Below are 18,629 nucleotides of genomic sequence, written 5' to 3'. Positions count from 1 at the left end.
GATGACCGCATGGCAGTTCTGGATCGACCGCGGCGGCACGTTCACCGACGTCGTCGCGCGGCAACCCGACGGGCGGATCGTCACCGCCAAGCTGCTGTCGGAAGATCCCGAACGCTATGATGACGCGGCGGTCGAGGCGATTCGGCGGCTGACCGACGGCGCGGACGTACCCCTCGAACTGCGGATCGGCACGACGGTCGCGACCAACGCACTGCTCGAGCGCAAGGGGGAGCCGACCTGCCTAGCGATCACACGCGGGTTCAGCGATGCGCTGTTGATTGGTCACCAGGAACGGTCCGATATTTTCGCGCGCGACGTGAACCGGCCGCCGCCTTTGTTCGCGCATGTCGTGGAGATCGACGAGCGGGTCGGCGCGGACGGCGATGTGCTTCGTCCGTTCGATGCGGAGGCGGCCCGCGCAGGCTTGCAGGCGGCATTCGAGAGCGGGCTGCGCGCAGTCGCGATCGTCCTCATGCACGGCTATCGCTTCACCGCGCATGAGGAAGCGCTGGCGGCAATCGCTGCCGAGATCGGCTTCACCCAAATCTCGGTCAGCCACCGCGTCGCGCCGTTGATCAAGCTGATCGGGCGCGGCGATACGACCGTCGTCGATGCGTATCTGTCGCCGGTCGTCGGTCGCTATGTCGCAGGCCTGAACGACGCGCTGGGGCAGGGCGCGCTGTTCATGCAGTCGTCGGGCGGACTGGTCGACGGCGCAGGCTTTCGCGGCAAGGACGCGATCCTGTCGGGTCCGGCTGGCGGCATCGTCGGCATGGCCGCGACCGCGCGTGAGGCCGGGTTCGAGCACGTCATCGGCTTCGACATGGGCGGCACCTCGACCGACGTCTCGCACTACGCCGGCACGTACGAACGTGACACGGAGACGCTGATCGCCGGCGCCCGCATCCGTGCGCCGATGCTGCGGATCCATACCGTCGCGGCAGGTGGCGGCTCGATCTGCCGGTTCGATGGCGAGCGGCTGATCGTCGGCCCCGAGAGCGCGGGCGCGGTGCCGGGGCCGGCATGCTATCGCCGTGGCGGACCGCTCACCGTCACCGATTGCAACTTGATGCTGGGCAAAGTGCGCCCCGAATTCTTCCCCGCGCTGTTCGGACCGGCCGGCGACGAGCCGCTCGACGCCGAGGCGGTGGCAGCGCGGTTCGCGGAATTGCCGCTCGATCCGCAGGTCGCGGCGGAAGGGTTCGTCGCGGTCGCGGTGGCGAACATGGCGAATGCGATCCGGACGATTTCCGTCGCGCGCGGGCATGACGTGACGCGCTATACGCTCGCGTGCTTTGGTGGTGCTGGGGGGCAGCATGCGTGCCTCGTCGCCGATGCGCTGGCGATGGACCGGGTGATGATCCACCCGCTGGCCGGCGTGCTGTCGGCATACGGCATGGGGCTCGCCGATCGCCGCGTGCTGCGCGAGGCAACGTCAGGCGCGGCGTTCACGAATTACGCTGAGATCGTCAAAGCGTTGGACAGGCTGGCGGAGACCGCGCGCGAAGCGCTCGTAGCGCAGGGCGTCACTGCCAGCGACGTTCGGATCGAGCGGCGCGTGCATCTGCGGCGAGGCCAGATCGACCACACCATCGAACTCGATCTTGACGAACCGCCAGCGATGATCGCCGCATTCGACGCCGCCCACATCGCGCAGTTCGGTTTCGCCAGCGAGGCACCGTTGGTCGCCGACCGGATCGTTGCAGAGGCGATCGCCGAGAGCCCGCCGATCGAAGCCGCGCTGGTCACGTTCCCGGACGAGCCGGCCGTGCCGCTATCCATTACCCCCGTCTGCATGGCCGGCGCGTGGCACGACACGCCGGTACTGGCGCGCGAAGGCCTCCCCGTCGGGCACGGCGTCGACGGTCCCGCGCTGATCCTCGACAGCGTCTCCACCACGATCGTCGAGCCCGGTTGGCGTGCGCGCGTCCACACGGTCGGCAACCTGATCCTCGACCGTATCGCACCGCGCGTCGGCGCCAGCATCGGCACCGAGTCCGATCCCGTCCGGCTGGCGATCTTTGCCGGCTTGTTCATGAGTATCGCCGAGGAAATGGGGGCCGCGCTCCAGCGCTCTGCCGCCTCGGTCAACATCCGCGAACGCCTCGACTTCAGTTGCGCGCTGTTCGACGCGCGCGGCAACCTCGTCGCCAACGCGCCGCACATCCCGGTCCATCTGGGCTCGATGGGCGAGAGCATCCGCACGGTCATCGACGCGCGCGGTGGCGGCGCGGACGGGCGTGGTATCCGTCGCGGCGACGCCTATGCGCTCAACGCCCCTTATCGCGGCGGCACGCATCTGCCCGACATCACCGTCATCATGCCGGTCTTCGCCGATGACGCCGAAGCTGCCGCCTTCTTCGTCGCGGCGCGCGGGCATCACGCAGACGTCGGCGGGATCACGCCCGGTTCGATGCCGCCCGAAAGCCGCTCGGTCGAGGAAGAGGGCGTGCTGCTCGACGACGTGCTGGTGGTCGACGAAGGACGCTTCCTCGAAGCGGACATGCGTGCGCTGTTCGCTGGCGGGCCCTATCCCGCCCGCAACATCGACCAGAACATCGCCGATCTCGCCGCCCAGCTCGCGGCCTGCACGAGGGGCGCGACCGGCCTCGTCCGGCTGGCCGGCGAGTACGGCGCGGACGTCGTCGCAGCCTACATGGAGCACGTCCAGGCCAACGCAGACGCCGCCGTCCGCCGCTTGATTGCGACGCTCGACGACGGCGATTTCGCGTACGAGATGGACGACGGCGCGGTGGTCCGCGTGGCCGTTCGCGTCGACCGTGCCGCCGCGACCATGGACGTCGATTTCGCCGGTACCAGCGACCAGCGCCCGACCAACTTCAACGCCCCCGTCTCGATCGTCCGCGCGGCCGTGCTCTATGTCGTCCGCGCGCTGATCGACGAGGCCGTGCCGCTCAACGACGGCTGCCTGCGCGGCGTCAGGATCCGCGTGCCGGAAGGCTCGATGTTGAACCCGCGCTATCCCGCCGCGGTCGTCGCGGGCAACGTCGAGACCAGTCAGGTCGTCACCGACGCGCTGTTCGGCGCGCTCGGCGCGATGGCGGCGAGCCAGGGGACGATGAACAACTTCACCTTCGGCAACGCCACGCACCAATATTACGAGACCATCGCGGGGGGCGCAGGCGCGGGCCCCGGCTTCGACGGCGCGTCGGTGATCCAGACGCACATGACCAACAGCCGGCTGACCGACCCGGAAATCTTCGAAACGCGCTTTCCGGTACTGCTGGAGGAATTCTCGATCCGCCGCGGCTCGGGCGGGGCCGGCGCGCACCCTGGCGGCGACGGGGCGACACGGCGCGTGCGCTTTCTTGAGGACATGACCGCCTGCATCCTCGCCAACCGCCGTCGCGTGCCGCCGTTCGGGATGGCGGGCGGCGAAGGCGGCGGGCTCGGCTCTGCGACGGTCGAGCGCGCCGATGGCCGTGTCGAGCCGCTCGGCTCCACCGCGAAGGTCGACATGCACGCAGGCGACGTGTTCGTGATCGAAACGCCCGGCGGGGGCGGGTTTGGGAGAGTCGAATGAGGCATGGGATCGACCAGGCGACCGCGGCGCGGTTCGCGACGCTGACATTGGGACATCTGACCCGCGAATGGCCGTACAAGCTTGACCAGACGCTGGGCGGTCCGGGCGATCTTGCCTTGCCCAAGACGCTGCATCCGATCTTTCACGGCAGTTTCGACTGGCATAGCTGCGTGCACGGCTGGTGGCAGGTGATGCGCTTGGCACGCCTGTTCCCAGCCATGCCGGAGGCCGCGGCGATCGAGGCGCTGGCGGACCGGATGCTCGTGCCTGACCTGGTAGCAGGCGAACTGGCCTATCTGTCACGCCCGACGACCGGAAGTTTCGAACGGCCCTATGGATGGGGATGGCTGCTCGCGTTGCACGACGAACTCGCAGTGCGGGCAGACCGTCCGTGGGCAGCGGCACTCGAGCCGTTGGCGCGTGCTTTTGCCGCGCGGTTCACCGCGTATCTCCCGAAGCTGGTCTATCCGGTTCGCAGCGGTAAGCACGACTGCACGGCGTTCGCGCTGGTTCATGCGCTGCAATGGGCACGGACGCATGACCCCGCGCTGGCGACGCTGATCGAAACCCGGTCGCGCGACTGGTACAGAGCAGACCGCGACTGCCGCCCCTGGGAACCTAGCGGTGAGGATTTCCTGTCCGCCACCCTGTGCGAGGCGGTGCTGATGCGCGACGTGCTCGGCAGTGAGTTCGCTGCCTGGTTGACGGCGTTCATGCCGGATCCTTTCGGCCCCACAATCACGTGTTTGCGAACCCCCGCAATCGTTAGCGATCGGTCGGACGGACGGCTTGCGCATCTCGACGGTGTGAATTTGTCGCGCGCCTGGGGATGGCGGTCGATCGCCGACACATTGCCCGACCCGGCGCGTGCGCGGTCGGTGGCGGACGATCATCTGGCCGAGGCACTGCCGCATCTCGCGGACGACTATATGGGCGAGCATTGGCTCGCGACGTTCGCCTTGCTCGCATTGGCCGCGTAATGCGCAGTCATGCTTACCGACCAACCGGCGAATCGTCGGGTCACCAGTATTTTTAGGCGACCATAATCGTTTCGCACTCGAAATGGACTGATCTTCATTACGTTCGCCATCGTTGGCCGATCTGCAATGGCATAGGTGATCTGGTCCGCCGGATCCGGGTTTGTCATGCCGTGGCAACGACTTCGGCCGCGGTCTTTCCTTCCCGAGCGCCAAGCTGTGCATTCTCCGGTTTGAACACTGGCTTACGGGGAGAGCGATCGGCGATTGACCGCTAGAGGCGAGCATGAAAGCGTCCGTCCAAGGAATGTTGCAGGAGGCGGCCATGCTAGTTCTCGCTCTGGTTCTCGGCATCGTCGCCGGATTGCGCGCCATGATCGCCCCCGCAGCAGTCGCGTGGGCCGCCTCGATGGGCCTGATACCCTTGCAAGGAACGTGGCTGGCCTTTCTGGGATGGCGGTTCACGCCCTGGGTGCTGTCGATCCTTGCGGTCGCCGAACTCGTCACCGACCAGCTGCCGTCGACGCCAAGTCGGACGGTGCCGGTGCAGTTCGGCGTGCGGATCGTCTCGGGCGGCGTATCGGGTGCCGCGGTCGGTTACGCGTCCGCTTCACCGCTGTTCGGCATGGTGCTCGGTATCATCGGTGCCGTCCTGGGGACGCTTGGCGGTGCGAGGTTGAGGGCACGGTTGGCGGCGTCGCTCGGAAGCGATCGATCTGCTGCCTCGATCGAGGATGCGCTCGCGATCGGCCTCGCAGTCCTGGTCGTCGCGCTGTTGTGATGCGGCGGCTCGATGCGATCATCGTCGGCGCCGGGCAGGCCGGACCGCCGCTGGCGGGACGATTGACGGCGGCGGGAATGACGGTGGCACTGATCGAGCGCAAGTTGGTCGGGGGTACCTGCGTCAACACCGGCTGCATGCCCACCAAGACGCTCGTCGCCAGCGCGTACGCCGCGCATCTGGCGCGCCGGGCTGCGGAGTTCGGCGTGCGGACCGGTGAAGTCGGCATCGACATGCAGGCGGTGGCGGCGCGTGCGCGAAAGGTCGTCATGGACGCGCGAACCGGGAACGAGACGTGGCTGGAGGGGATGGCGGGGCTTACGCTCCTGCGCGGCCATGCGCGGTTTACCGGCCCGGGGACGATCGCGGTCGATGGCGAGGAACTCACCGCACCGCGCATCTTCCTCAACGTCGGCGGGCGGGCGAGCGTGCCCGACATGCCCGGCGTCGGCGACGTTCCCCATCTCGACAACACCGACATGGTCGCGCTGCAGGCGGTACCCGAGCATCTCGTTGTCGTTGGTGGAAGCTATATCGGGCTGGAATTCGCGCAGATGTATCGCCGGTTCGGCGCGGCGGTGACGGTGGTCGAGCGCGGCGAGCGGCTGATCGCGCACGAGGATGCCGACGTCTCCGAAGCGGTCCGCGCGATCCTGGAGGAGGAGGGCGTAACGGTGCGGACCGGGGCGAACTGCATTGCCTTCGCAGCGCACGGCGCGGGGGTCGCGGTATCGGTCGATTGCCATGCGGGGGAGCCGGTCGTGGTCGGCAGTCACGTCCTGCTCGCGGTCGGTCGGCGGCCCAATACCGACGATCTCGGGCTTGAGCTGGCCGGGATCGCAACCGATGCGAAGGGGTACATCATCGTCGACGAGCTGCTCCAGACCAACGTGCCGGGAATATGGGCGCTGGGCGACTGCAACGGGCGCGGCGCGTTCACGCATACCGCGTATAACGACTTCGAAATTGTCGCCGCGAACCTGCTCGACGGCGACGATCGGACGCTGAGCCAGCGGCTGGTCGGCTATGCGCTTTATATCGATCCGCCGCTCGGCCGAGTGGGGATGACGCAGGCGCAGGCGGAGCAGACCGGGCGCGCTATCCTCGTCTCGAAGCGGTCGATGTCGCGTGTGGGGCGCGCTATCGAGAAGGGCGAGACCAAGGGTTTCATGAAGATCGTCGCGGATGCGGAGACGCAGCGAATTCTCGGCGCGGCGATCCTCGGCACGGGCGGCGACGAGGCGATCCACGGCATCCTCGACATGATGAACGCGGACCAGCCGGTGTCGGCGCTGCGCTGGGCGGTGCCGATCCACCCGACCGTGTCCGAACTGATCCCGACGCTGTTGCTCGGCCTCGAACCGGTGGCGCCGCGATGACCCCGGACGACAGCGTCGCGTCGCGCGAGCATCAAATGTTTCCGGTGCTGGACGCCGAGCAGGTTGAAACGGCAAAGCGGTTCGCGAGCGGTCCGGCAAGAACCTTTGCGCCCGGCGCGCAGATCTACGCAATCGGTGAACAGGCTGTGCCGGCGTGGTTGGTGCTCGCGGGATCGATCAAGGTCATCCGGCGTGACGGGCTGAGCCACGAGGCACCAATCACCACGCATTGTCCGGGGCAACTGACCGGCGAGGTCAATCAGCTCGCCGGTCGCCCGTCGATCGCCGGCGGGCGCGCCGGCCCCGATGGCTGCACCGCGCTGCCGTTCGATCCGGCGCATCTGCGGGCGTTGATGGTCGGTTCGGCGGATGTCGGCGAGATCGTGATGCGCGCGTTGATCCTCCGCCGCGTCGGGCTGATCGAGCAGGGCAGCGGTGGCACGGTGATCGTCGGCGTGCCCGGCAGTCCGGACATCGTCCGGCTGCAGGGCTTCCTCACGCGATCGGGCTATCCCAACATCGTGCTCGATGCGGCGTCGGACGAGGAAGGCCGCGCCCTGGTCGACCGGATCGGCGTGCTGCGCGGCGATCTGCCGCTGGTGGTCTGTCCGAACGGGACGGTGCTCAAGCGGCCGACGGACGTCGAGGTCGCGGCGTGCCTGGGGATCACGCCCGATCTCGATCCGGACATAGTGTACGACGTCGCGATCGTCGGGGCGGGGCCGGCGGGGCTGGCGGCGGCGGTGTATGCGGCGTCCGAGGGACTGTCGGTGGTCGTACTCGACGAGCGCGCGATCGGCGGGCAGGCGGGGGCGTCCGCGCGGATCGAGAATTATCTGGGGTTTCCGACCGGTATCTCCGGGCAGGCGCTGGCGGGCCGTGCCTTCAACCAGGTGCTGAAGTTCGGGGCGGAGATCGCGGTGCCGCTGGAGGTCGCGCGGCTCGACTGCGATGACGCGCGGCCGGCGGACGATCCGCTGGTGCTCGCGCTGACCGGCGACAAGCGGGTCCGGTCGCGGACCGTGATCGTCGCGACGGGCGCGCGCTATCGCCGTCCCGACATCCCCGATCTGGCGATTTTCGAGGGCGCAGGCGTGTCCTATTGGGCATCGCCGATCGAGGCGCGGCTGTGCGAGGGCGAGGAGGTCGCGCTGGTCGGCGGCGGCAATTCGGCGGGACAGGCCGTGGTCTTCCTCGCCCCCCGCGTGAAACACATCCATCTGATCGTGCGACGGCCACTCGCGGCGACGATGTCGAAGTACCTGATCGACCGGATCGCGGCGCTGCCCAACGTCACCCTGCATGTCGGCACGGAGATCGTCGGCCTGGAAGGCGACCGCGCGACCGGACTGACCGGGGCGGTGTTTCGCCAGCCGGATGGCGCGATAAAGCCCTGCGCAATGCGTCACCTGTTCCTGTTCATCGGCGCCGATCCCAATGCCGGCTGGCTGCAGGGCTGCGTCGATACCGACGACAAGGGGTTCATCGTCACGGGCACGGCCGCCCTTGCGTTGCAGACGAGCCGGGCGCGTGTCTTCGCGATCGGCGACGTGCGCGCAGGCTCGACCAAGCGGGTCGCGGCGGCAGTCGGCGAGGGCGCGGCGGTGGTCGCGCAGGTCCATGTCGCGCTGGCCGACATGGCCGAACGGGAGGCGTCATGAGTTACGGCTGCACGTATAGGGATACGATCCGGTCGGTCACACCGAGCGCCTAGGGGTGTGAGGACTGCCTGCGGATCGGCAGCGAATGGGTGCATCTGCGGCTGTGTCGGGCGTGCGGGCATGTCGGCTGCTGCGACGATTCCCCGCACCGCCATGCGACCGCGCACTTTCATGCGACGCGGCATCCGATCATCGAGGGCTATGATCCGCCCGAGGGATGGGGTTGGTGTTTCATCGACGAGACGATGGTCGACCTGCCCGATCAGACGGCGCAATGGGGGCCTGTCCCGTGGTTTGTCTAGCGCAAGACTGTGCGCGCCGGAGATGGAGCGCGCGGCCTAAGTGTTCGATCCTCCCCCGCCAGGGGGAGGTGGCGCCGAAGGCGACGGAGGGGGAGGATTGCGAAACGGGCGTTTCCCGTTCCGCCCCCTCCGTCAGGCTGACGCCTGCCACCTCCCCCTGGCGGGGGGGATCGAGGGGTCGACGCTTGCGTCGTCGGATACCGACCGCTAGCCGGCATCGATCGGTAAAGGCGTGAGTAAGCGAAAATGCGGCATTGGACGATCGGGCTTTTGACCGTTGCGGCGCTCGCTACGGCGGGATCTGCGCAAAAGCCGAACCGCGCAGGACCGAAACCCGGCATCGTACGCGTTCGCTTCGTGACCTCAGAGGGGCCGATACTGCTGGCGCTGGACACCCGCCATGCGCCGAAGACGACCGCGAATTTCCTGGCTTATGTCGATGACGGGCGGTTCGACGGGACCGACTTCTACCGCGCGAGCCGTCAGAAATCGTCGCCGAAGCTTGGCTTCATCCAGGGGGGGATCCGCACCGACGCCCGCCGCATCCTGCCGCCGTTCCCGCTCGAGACGACCGCTACGACCGGGATCAAGCATCTCGACGCGACGATCTCGATGGCGCGCGGGATGACCCCGGCGTCGGCGGGCGGCAATTTCTTCATCACGGTCGGCCCGGCGCCGGCGATGGACGCGCGCGCGGGCTACCCGGGCTATGCGGCGTTCGGGCACGTCGTCGGGGGGATGGACGTGGTGAAACGCATCCTCGCTAAGCCGACCGGCGGTGGAATGGACGCGTTCAAGGACCAGATGATCCTGAAGCGCGTCACGCTGGTCAGCGCGCGACGATTGGACGGGGTGGCGAAGCCGACGGGGTTGCCGCGGGCGTGGCTGATCAAGACGAGGCCTGACCGGAGGAAGTAAGCCCTTCGTCACCCCGTACGATCCGGCGCCTATCCGCTTCGAAAAATTGCCGTCGACAGTCGTACGGTACCACGCCCTTCCTTGTTCTCCCGCGAAGGCGGGAGCACAGACTGGATCCCCGCCTTCGCGGGGAAACAAGTCTTACTTGCATGACGGAGGGTCACGCGGTCAGGCTGAGCGCGACCGCCTCCGCGACCTTGATGCCGTCGACCGCTGCCGAGAGGATGCCGCCTGCATAGCCAGCGCCTTCGCCTGCCGGGAACAGCCCGGCGGTATTAAGGCTGACGAAATCGTCGCCGCGCGTAATCCTCACCGGAGACGAGGTGCGCGTCTCTACGCCGGTCAGCACGGCGTCGGGATGATCGTAACCTGGAATCTCGCGGCCGAACGCCGGTAGCGCCTCGCGCAGTGCGGTGATCGCGAACTCGGGCAGGCATTCGGAGAGGTCGGTCATGTGCACGCCGGGCTTGTACGACGGGATCACTGAGCCCAGCGCGGTCGAGGGTCGCCCAGCGAGCAAGTCGCCGATGCGTTGCGCGGGCGCCTTGTAGTTCGAGCCACCGGCGACATAGGCGCGCGATTCCCAATGGCGTTGCAACTCGATCCCGGCGAGCGGGTGGCCGGGATAGTCGCGCTCGGGATCGATGCCGATCACGATCCCCGAGTTCGCGTTGCGTTCGTTGCGCGAATATTGGCTCATGCCGTTGGTCGCGACGCGGCCTTCTTCCGAGGTCGCGGCGACGACGGTGCCACCCGGGCACATGCAGAAGCTGTAGACGGTCCGCCCGTTCTTGCAGTGGTGCGACAGGCTGTACGCCGCCGCGCCGAGAACGGGATGGCCCGCGCAGGGGCCGAAGCGGGCCTCGTCGATCCAGGACTGCGGATGCTCGATGCGGACGCCGATCGAGAACGGCTTCGCCTCGACGTAAACGCCCTTGGCATGGAGCATCTCGAACGTGTCGCGCGCGCTGTGGCCGACCGCGAAGACGACGTGGTTGGCTTCGAGATAGTCGCCGGTGCTAAGGTGGAGGCCGCGAAGTTGGCGCGTACCGGCCTGCTCGATGATGTCGAGACCGTCGACGCGGGTGGAGAAGCGGTATTCGCCGCCCAGCGCCTCGATCGTCTCGCGCATGCTCTCGACCATCGTGACGAGGCGGAAGGTGCCGATATGCGGGTGCGCTTCGGTCAGGATTTCGGGCGGCGCGCCGGCTTTGACGAACTCGGTCAGGACTTTCCGGCCGAGATGGCGCGGGTCCTTGATCTGGCTCCAGAGCTTGCCGTCGGAGAAGGTGCCGGCACCGCCTTCGCCGAACTGGACGTTGGATTCGGGGTTGAGGACGCTTTTCCGCCAGAGGCCCCAGGTGTCCTTGGTGCGCTCGCGGACGACTTTGCCGCGATCGAGGATTATCGGCCGCAGCCCCATCTGCGCGAGGATCAGGCCGGCGAACAATCCGCAAGGTCCCGCGCCGACGACCACCGGGCGCAGGCCCTTGTAGCTCGGACCGGTTTTCGTGACGAAGCGGTACCCTGTATCCGGTGTGCGCTGGACGTGGCGATCCTTGCGGAACCGCGTGAGGACCGTGTCCTCGTTCTTCAGCGTGACGTCGACCGAATAGACCAGGTGGATGTCCATCTTGTCGCGTGCGTCATGTGCGCGGCGAGCGATGGTGTAGCGGATCAGGTCGCGCGGGGTGACGCGCAGACGGTCGCGGATCGCGGCGGGGAGCGCTTCGTCGGCGTGGTTGAGCGGGAGCTTGAGGTCGGTGATGCGGAGCATGCTCGGTCCTCTAGCGCCGCGCGGCGCGATCCGCCATCGGGAGGACGAGAGGATATGATCATGCGGACCGACGACGAGCAGAATGCCAAGAGTGCGAAGCGAAAGGAGGTCCATGACCGGATCGTCGCGAGCAAGACGATCGAGAAGGGCCTGATCATCGTCCACACCGGCAAGGGCAAGGGCAAGTCGACCGCCGCGTTCGGCATGGCGGTGCGGATGATCGGGCATGGGCGGAAAGTCGGTGTGGTGCAGTTCGTCAAGGGCGCGATGGCGACCGGCGAGAAGGCGATCTTCGATGCGTTCCCGGACCTGTGCGAATTCAAGCCGATGGGGGAGGGCTTCACCTGGGATACGCAGGACCGCGCGCGCGACATCGCGGTGGCGCGCGAGGCCTGGGACGAGGTGAAGCGGATGATCGCCGACCCATCCTATGCGATGGTAGTGGCGGACGAGCTGAACATCGTGTTGCGGTATGAGTATCTGCCGGTCGACGAGGTGCTGGCGGTGTTGGCGGCGAAGCCCGAGATGACGCATGTCGTGGTGACCGGGCGGAACGCGCCGGATGCGCTGATCGAGGTGGCGGATCTGGTCACCGAGATGACTCAGGTGAAGCATCCGTTCCGATCGGGGGTGAAGGCCCAGGCTGGCGTGGAGTTTTAGGCCGATCTCACGCGAACGTTCTGCAGGTCACGGCGCTAGCCAAAAACGCTCCGTCATCCTGACGAAAGTCAGGACCCAGAGCCACGAAGGTCGCCGCCCGTTACCCTGGGTCCTGACTTTCGTCAGGATGACGAGCGGATTGGTGGAACTGCTGGCGAGAGCACCTAACGCGCGCCGCTATCTTGCGTCCCCCAAGCCTCCCGCGTATCGCTCGACCCGCGACAGGTTTTCCCGAGGCGGCAACGCTTAGGGAAATGAAATGGGAACGGGAAACACCCGGCTGCCCCTGCAACTGTACGCGGCGAGCCATCGTGCCACATGCCATTGGGATACTCCCGAGAAGGCGGCGCGGACGGCGTTGACCCGCGAGCCAGGAGACCTGCCCGTCGCGGTCGTCTTTCGTCCGGCCAGGGTGCGCCGAACGAACGGGTAACACCCCGAGCGACGACATCGCTTCGCGTTTCGCGGAGGCCGGAGGCGTGCGCCTTTCGCCCTTCGTGCGGTGCGGGTCCGACTGTCCGAAGGGGTTCCTATGCCTAGTATAAATCGTTCTGAGATCGTCCGGGAACGGACATGCTGAAGCCGGTCGAAGACGGCGTCGCGGTGGTTGCGTGCAACACGTGCCGCCATTCCGCCGATGCGCGCGACGACGAGCAGGGCCAGCGCGGCGGCGCAAGGCTGGTGAGCGCGCTGAAAGCGGTGCAGGCAAGCGATCCCGCCTATGCCGACGTTGCGGTGCAGGAGATGCCGTGCCTGTTCGCATGCCAGGATTTCTGCACCATCCACCTGCGCGCACCCGCCAAGGTCGGTTATGTGCTCGGCCGGTTCGAACCGACCGAGGATTCCGCACGCGCGATCCTCGATTACGCGAAGCTCTACGGCGAAAGCGCGTTCGGGCAGGTGCCGTTCAAGCAATGGCCGCAGGGCGTGAAAGGCCATTTCATCACCCGCACGCCGCCCGCGGGCTTCGTCGTCGAATGACCGCGTTCGCGACGCCCGCCGCGTTTCTCGCGGCGTTGCACGGCTTGCCGCAGGCGGATGCTACGGCGCGCTCCGCTGCGGTCGCCCGGCAAGGCCAACTGACCAAGCCAACTGCGTCGCTCGGGCGGCTGGAGGATATCGCGGTCTTCATGGCCGGGTGGCAGGGCAACCCGCTGCCGCGGCTCGATCGCGGTAGCGCGGTCGTGTTCGCGGGCAACCACGGCATCGTCGCGCGCGGTGTGAGCGCGTTTCCGGCCTCGGTCACCGCGCAGATGGTCTCCAATTTCGAGGCTGGCGGCGCGGCGATCAACGCGCTGTCGCGAGCGGCGGGCCTCAAGCTGAAGATCGTGTCGCTCGACCTCGATCGCCCGACCGCGGATTTCACGCAAGCGCCGGCGATGTCGGAGGACGAGTGCCTTGCCGCGTTGAACGCTGGCGCGGCGGCGGTCGCGGATGTGCCGGACTTGGTCGTGCTCGGCGAGATGGGGATCGGCAATTCGACGACCGCCGCGGCGCTGTGCCTGGCGAGCTTCGGCGGGTCGGCGAGCGACTGGGTAGGGCCGGGTACGGGGGTCGATGATGAGGGCATCGCGCGGAAGATCGCGGTGGTCGAAGCCGGGGTCGCGTTGCACCGCGACGCGCTGGCCACGCCGTTCGAGATCTTGCGGCGGCTTGGTGGGCGCGAGTTGGCGGCGATCGCAGGCGCGGTGGTTGCCGCACGGCAGGCGGGCGTGCCGGTGATGCTCGATGGGTTCATCTGCTGTGCGGCGATCGCGCCGTTGGCGGCGGCGTGTCCCGACATTCTCGCGCATTGCCTTGCGGGCCATGTCTCGGCCGAGCCGGGGCACCGTGTTCTGCTTGAGCGAATGGGCATCGAACCATTGCTCTCGCTTGGGATGCGGCTGGGCGAGGGCAGCGGCTCTGCGACTGCGACGTTGCTGGTTCGAGCCGCGCTGGCCGTGCATGCCGAGATGGCGACGTTCGCCGAGGCGGGCGTTTCGGCGGCGTGAGCGCGTACATGCTGCACCTGATGCGGCACGGGGCGCCCGAGGTGGCGGAGCGAATGCTCGGACGGACCGACAACCCGGCAACCGAGGCGGGGATCGCCGCCTGTGTCGCACGCGCGAAGGGCATCGCGATCGAACGGATCGAGGCCTCCGATCTGATCCGCGCACGCGCCTGTGCGGCGGCGATCGGTGAACCGCGAGGCGTTACGGTTGAGGTCGACCCACGCTGGCGCGAACTCGATTTCGGGGCATGGGACGGGCTGGACCCGGCGGCAATCGATCCTGCCGAATTGGCCGCATTCTACGACGATCCCGATGCGTCACCACCGCCGGATGGCGAACGCTGGTCCACGTTGCAGGATCGGGTCGCGCAGGCAGTGGCCGCTATGCCACCGGTATCGACATTGGTGGTGACGCATGGCGGCGCGATCCGGGCGGCGCTCGCGGAATTGTGCGGGTTCGATCGACGGCAGATCTGGGCGTTCGACCTCCCCTATGCCGCGCTCGTCTCGCTGCGCATCTGGCCGCGCCCGACGCGAACCGTGCAGATCGTCGGGCTGGCGACGTGAAACAGTTGATCGTCGCGTTCGGCTTTCTGACCCGCCTGCCGATGCCGCGCGTCGAGGTGACCTCGACTGATTTCGCTGCGGCGATCCGGTGCTACCCTGCCGTCGGTCTCGTGATCGGCATGATCGTCGCGGCGGTCGGATGGCTGGGTGCGCTGGTCGATCCGTGGATGGGGGCCTGTGCTGCCCTGCTGACCTGGATCGCGGTGACGGGGGCGCTGCATCTCGACGGGCTTGCCGACCTCGCCGACGGGCTGGGCGCGGCGCATGGCGATCGAACGCGCCTGCTCGCGGTCATGGCCGATCCTCATATCGGGAGCTTCGGCGTCGTCGCGATCGTCGGTCAGATGCTCGCCAAACTCGTGCTGCTGCATGCGATAGGCATGAACTGGGCACTGATCCTCGTTCCGTTTGCGGCGAGGATGGGGCCGCTCGCATGGGCGAAATTGTTGCCGCCACTGCGGGCCGGTGGGCTCGGCGCAGCGGTTGCTGGTGCGGTACGCGCGCGCGATCTGCTGGGATGGGGCCTGCTGCTCGCGTTCGCCGCGGTTGCGGTGCCGGCGCTCATCGCTCTCCCGCTGCTCGTGCTCGGCATCGCGACATGGTTCCGGCGGACGCTTGGCGGCGTGACGGGCGACGCGCATGGCGCCGGGATCGAGATCGTCGAGACCGGTCTGCTAGTCGCGCTCGCGGTGGCCGGCGCGCTCGCTTAGCGCCAGCAGCGCATCGAGATCGACATGCCGTTCGAGCGTCGCGGCGATCGCATCGAGCGCGGCATCGATCGACGCGCCATGATCGGGCCCGATGGCGGCGACGCCGAGCCGCGCAAGCCACACCGCGCGTTGCTCCGCAAGCCCCAGCAGGCCGTGGACGTAACTGCCCGACACCAGCCCGTCCGCACTCGTGGCGCCTTCGGGACTGCCATCGGCGCGGTGGCCTACGGGACGGGCAGTTGAGGGTCCGGTGGTCGCGCCCATGTGCATCTCATAGCCCTCGAATGCCGCGCCCTGCGCCCTGCCTCGCACCTGCTCCAGCGTCTTGCGGCCGGTGAGGACCGTGTCGACGTCGAGCAACCCGAGCCCGTCGACGTAGCGTGCCGGTCCCTCGATCCCGTCAGGATCGGCGATGCTGCGACCGAGCATTTGATAGCCGCCGCAGAGCCCGAGCACCGGCTTTCCACGGCGGTGATGCGCGTGGATGTCGATGTCCCAGCCCTGCGCGCGGACAAAGGCGAGGTCGGGGATCGTCGCCTTCGATCCGGCGAGCACGATCATGTCAACGTCCGGGATCGGCGAGCCCGGCGGCACCATCACCAGCGTCACGCCGGGTTCGAGCCGAAGCGGATCGAGGTCGTCGAAATTGGCGATCCGCGGCGTGATCGGACAGGCGATCGTGACGCGGCGCTGAGTACTGGCGAGCGGGCGTTCGAGGATTACCGCGTCCTCGCTCGGCAACCGTACCGCGTCTGCAAGCCACGGCACGACGCCGTAACCGCGCCACCCGCTCCGCGCTTCGATCGCGCGATAGCCGTCGTCGAACAGCGCCGGGTCGCCGCGGAACTTATTGATCAGGAACCCGTGGATCATCGCCGCGTCGGCCGGATCGATCACCGCGCGCGTGCCGACGATCGCTGCGATCACGCCGCCGCGGTCGATATCGCCGACCAGCACCACGGGCAAGTCGGCAGCGCGTGCGAAGCCCATGTTGGCGATGTCGCCGGCGCGCAGGTTGATCTCCGCCGGGCTGCCCGCACCTTCGACGACGACGAGGTCGCAGCCTGCCGACAGTCGCTCGAAGCTGTCGAGCACATCGACCAGCAGTCCTTCGCGGCCCTCGCGCCAGCGTGCCGCGGCGAGCGTCCCGCGCACCTGCCCGCGGACGATCAGTTGCGAGGTGCGGTCGCCCTGCGGTTTCAGCAGCACCGGGTTCATGTTGACGCTGGGTTCGACACGACAGGCGATCGCCTGGGTGGCCTGCGCGCGGCCGATCTCGCCGCCATCGGCGGTGACCGCGGCGTTATTCGACATGTTCTGGGGCTTGAACGGACGGACAGACAGCCCGCGATTGGCGAACGCGCGGCATAGCCCCGCGACCAGCACCGACTTGCCGACGTCCGAGCCGGTCCCTTGAAGCATCAGAGCGCCCATGCGATCCCTCCGGCGATGACGAACAGCAGCACACACGCCCGGCGATAGATGCCGAGCGCGGCGTGAAGGTCGGTGGCGGTCGCGTCCGCGCGGCCATCGCCGATATACGGCTTGGCGACGCTCACCCCGTCATATGCGATCAGCCCCGCAAGCTTGAGATCAAGCGCACCGGCCATCGCGGCTTCGGGCCAGCCGGCGTTGGGCGACGCGTGATTGCCCGCGTCGCGCCACATCGTCCGCCATCCGCCGAGCCCGGCAAGGCACAGCAGCACGCCGCTGATCCGCGCCGGGATCAGGTTCGCCACGTCATCGGTCCGCGCCGCCGCCCAACCGAATGCGCGCCAACGCTCCTCGCGGTGCCCGATCAGACTGTCGGCCGTGTTGATCGCCTTATACGCCCACAGTCCCGGCAACCCAGCGACAACCAACCAGAACAGCGGCGCGACGACGCCGTCGCACACGCTCTCGGCAAGGCTCTCGATCGCCGCACGCGCGACGCCGGCTTCGTCGAGCGACGTGACGTCACGGCCGACGATCATCGCGACGCGCGTGCGGGCGGTGGCGAGATCACCCGCCTTGAGCGCGTGCGCAACCGGAACGACGTGATCATGGAGACTGCGGATAGCAAGACCAGGTGCAGCGAACACGCCGATCGCGATCCAGCCGACGGATCCGAACACTGTCCGCAAGGCCGTGTCGAGCGCCAGCGCGACGATCACCACGACACCGACCAGCAGGAGCATTGTCAGAATGCCTGCCGCCCGCCGCGCTGCAGCCGATGATTCTCGAACGTTCCAGCGGGCCTCCGCCAGGCCGATCAGCCGCGCGAAGCCGCCTACGGGATGTCCAATCCTTGCATAGACTGCCGCCGGCCACCCGATCGCGGCGTCGACCAGGAGCGCGACGAGCGCGACCGGCTCAACCATGCGCTAACGCCCTGTCCAGGCGATCGAACGCGACGTCGTCTGCCGGCAGGCCGATCCGCAGCCACCGTGGCTGATAGTCGAATGTACGTGTCAGGATCCCGGCGTGTGCCAGTCGCTCGAATATCGTGGCGGCGGCGTCGCTTTCGATCAGGCGGAACAGCGGGCATGCGCCAACGCCGCATAGCCCGTAACGGGCTAGGACCGCATCGAGCCGCCCGGCCCGGTGAACGCTTGCGATGCGGGTTGCCTCGATCCACGTGGTATCGCGGTACGCGGCCGTGCCATAGGCCACGGCGCATGCCGAGATCGGCCAGCTGCCCAGCCGGTGGCGAATAGCAGCGACATATATCGGTGGCGCGATCATGAACCCGAGCCGGATCCCGGGAAGGCCGAACGTCTTGCCGAACGACCGGAAAACTATCGCGCGATCGGACGGGCCGAGGTGCGGAACGATGCTGAACGACGGGAGCAGATCGACGAAGGCTTCGTCGATGACGAGCCATAGGCCGCGTCGCATCAGAGTCAGCAGTCGATCGGGTGCATCGAGCAGCCCGTCCGGATTGTTCGGGTTCGCCAGCAGCAGTGTGCCTGCCGCGAGCGTATCGATATCCGCCCGCGCCAGCCGATCGGCATCGTCGAACACGTCGGCGTGGGTGCCGTAACCGGGCGTTACGAACCGGGCAGGCCGAGGGAGATCGAGACCGGCCAACAGGCGTAGTCCGATTTCGCTTCCCGGAACCGCGATGACGCGATCGGGATCCGTTCCGAACATCGCCGCGGCCGCCGCTTCGAGCGCGGCAACCGATGCGGGCGAGGGGAGTGCGGCAAGATTCACGGGCGGCAGCGGGTCGGATCGCCACGCATGGGGATTGATCCCGGTCGACAGATCTATCCACGGGGTCGGTGCGTCAGGGTACAGGATGGCGGCGAGATCGACCCTCCCGCCATGCGTATGCAACCCCGTCATGCTATCCTTTCGCTTGATCTTCCGTCGTCCATCGTC

The 18,629-nt window shown here is 67.8% G+C and carries 16 protein-coding genes and 1 riboswitch; of the genes, 12 read left to right on the top strand and 4 right to left on the bottom strand.

Annotated elements, in window-relative coordinates; genetic code table 11:
• Position 1 precedes the first annotated feature (1 nt).
• The 7 genes from U1737_RS03230 (at position 2) to U1737_RS03200 (ending at position 9,562) form a co-directional block, all read left to right on the top strand.
• Positions 2–3,544 (top strand): hydantoinase B/oxoprolinase family protein, encoded by a 3,543-nt coding sequence (locus U1737_RS03230; RefSeq protein ID WP_332795580.1) that lies wholly within the window; start codon positions 2–4, stop codon positions 3,542–3,544.
• Entirely contained in the window at positions 3,541–4,524 is a 984-nt protein-coding gene (locus U1737_RS03225) for a DUF2891 domain-containing protein (protein WP_332795579.1), read from the top strand. The genes U1737_RS03230 and U1737_RS03225 overlap by 4 nt, the downstream gene beginning before the upstream one ends.
• Positions 4,525–4,846: 322 nt before the next feature.
• The gene (locus tag U1737_RS03220) at positions 4,847–5,302 is read left to right on the top strand and encodes a DUF4126 family protein (protein ID WP_332795578.1); all 456 of its coding nucleotides are present in this window, start codon (positions 4,847–4,849) and stop codon (positions 5,300–5,302) included.
• Positions 5,299–6,681, top strand: a complete 1,383-nt coding sequence (locus U1737_RS03215) for an FAD-containing oxidoreductase (RefSeq protein ID WP_332795577.1) — start codon at positions 5,299–5,301, stop codon at positions 6,679–6,681. Before U1737_RS03220 ends, U1737_RS03215 begins: the two co-directional genes overlap by 4 nt.
• Positions 6,678–8,342, top strand: a complete 1,665-nt coding sequence (locus U1737_RS03210) for an FAD-dependent oxidoreductase (protein ID WP_332795576.1) — start codon at positions 6,678–6,680, stop codon at positions 8,340–8,342. The genes U1737_RS03215 and U1737_RS03210 overlap by 4 nt, the downstream gene beginning before the upstream one ends.
• A gap of 68 nt (positions 8,343–8,410) precedes the next feature.
• Positions 8,411–8,644, top strand: coding sequence for a UBP-type zinc finger domain-containing protein (locus tag U1737_RS03205; RefSeq protein WP_332795646.1), 234 nt, complete (start codon positions 8,411–8,413; stop codon positions 8,642–8,644).
• Between the two features lie 246 nt (positions 8,645–8,890).
• Positions 8,891–9,562: a peptidylprolyl isomerase gene (locus tag U1737_RS03200; RefSeq protein ID WP_332795575.1), complete on the top strand. Its 672-nt coding sequence runs from the start codon at positions 8,891–8,893 to the stop codon at positions 9,560–9,562.
• A 160-nt stretch (positions 9,563–9,722) separates the two neighbouring features.
• On the opposite strand, the gene U1737_RS03195 is transcribed toward U1737_RS03200, so the two are convergent.
• On the bottom strand, positions 9,723–11,339 hold the full coding sequence (locus U1737_RS03195) for an NAD(P)/FAD-dependent oxidoreductase (RefSeq protein WP_332795574.1): 1,617 nt from the start codon (positions 11,337–11,339) through the stop codon (positions 9,723–9,725).
• A gap of 54 nt (positions 11,340–11,393) precedes the next feature.
• On the opposite strand from U1737_RS03195, the gene cobO reads away from it, so the two are divergent.
• From cobO to cobS, 5 genes are all read left to right on the top strand, one after another.
• Positions 11,394–11,999 carry a cob(I)yrinic acid a,c-diamide adenosyltransferase gene (gene cobO, locus U1737_RS03190; RefSeq protein WP_332795573.1) on the top strand — a complete coding sequence of 202 codons (606 nt, stop codon included), beginning with the start codon at positions 11,394–11,396 and terminating at the stop codon, positions 11,997–11,999.
• Positions 12,000–12,205: 206 nt separating this feature from the next.
• Positions 12,206–12,400: riboswitch (cobalamin riboswitch) on the top strand.
• 172 nt (positions 12,401–12,572) lie between these two features.
• Positions 12,573–12,980, top strand: a complete 408-nt coding sequence (locus tag U1737_RS03185) for a DUF1636 domain-containing protein (protein WP_248520643.1) — start codon at positions 12,573–12,575, stop codon at positions 12,978–12,980.
• Positions 12,977–13,990 carry a nicotinate-nucleotide--dimethylbenzimidazole phosphoribosyltransferase gene (cobT, locus tag U1737_RS03180; RefSeq protein WP_332795572.1) on the top strand — a complete coding sequence of 338 codons (1,014 nt, stop codon included), beginning with the start codon at positions 12,977–12,979 and terminating at the stop codon, positions 13,988–13,990. Before U1737_RS03185 ends, cobT begins: the two co-directional genes overlap by 4 nt.
• 8 nt (positions 13,991–13,998) lie before the next feature.
• Positions 13,999–14,556 carry a histidine phosphatase family protein gene (locus tag U1737_RS03175; protein ID WP_443027069.1) on the top strand — a complete coding sequence of 186 codons (558 nt, stop codon included), beginning with the start codon at positions 13,999–14,001 and terminating at the stop codon, positions 14,554–14,556.
• On the top strand, positions 14,553–15,266 hold the full coding sequence (cobS, locus tag U1737_RS03170) for an adenosylcobinamide-GDP ribazoletransferase (protein ID WP_332795570.1): 714 nt from the start codon (positions 14,553–14,555) through the stop codon (positions 15,264–15,266). Before U1737_RS03175 ends, cobS begins: the two co-directional genes overlap by 4 nt.
• On the opposite strand, the gene U1737_RS03165 is transcribed toward cobS, so the two are convergent.
• The 3 genes from U1737_RS03165 to U1737_RS03155 are packed head-to-tail and all read right to left on the bottom strand — an operon-like array spanning position 15,231 to position 18,593.
• On the bottom strand, positions 15,231–16,700 hold the full coding sequence (locus tag U1737_RS03165; RefSeq protein WP_332795569.1) for a cobyric acid synthase: 1,470 nt from the start codon (positions 16,698–16,700) through the stop codon (positions 15,231–15,233). The two genes, cobS and U1737_RS03165, sit on opposite strands and share 36 nt — an antisense overlap.
• A complete protein-coding gene (gene cbiB, locus U1737_RS03160; RefSeq protein ID WP_332795568.1) occupies positions 16,688–17,626 on the bottom strand; it encodes an adenosylcobinamide-phosphate synthase CbiB in 939 nt (312 codons plus the stop codon). Before cbiB ends, U1737_RS03165 begins: the two co-directional genes overlap by 13 nt.
• The gene (locus U1737_RS03155) at positions 17,619–18,593 is read right to left on the bottom strand and encodes an aminotransferase class I/II-fold pyridoxal phosphate-dependent enzyme (RefSeq protein WP_332795567.1); all 975 of its coding nucleotides are present in this window, start codon (positions 18,591–18,593) and stop codon (positions 17,619–17,621) included. Before U1737_RS03155 ends, cbiB begins: the two co-directional genes overlap by 8 nt.
• Between the last annotated feature and the right edge of the window lie 36 nt (positions 18,594–18,629).

This window comes from Sphingomonas fucosidasi (assembly GCF_036663855.1).
GTDB classification, from domain to species: Bacteria; Pseudomonadota; Alphaproteobacteria; order Sphingomonadales; family Sphingomonadaceae; genus Sphingomonas; species Sphingomonas faeni_B.
The sequence above is the reverse complement of the archived record's forward strand: the minus strand, read 5'-3'. Positions and strand labels throughout refer to the sequence as shown.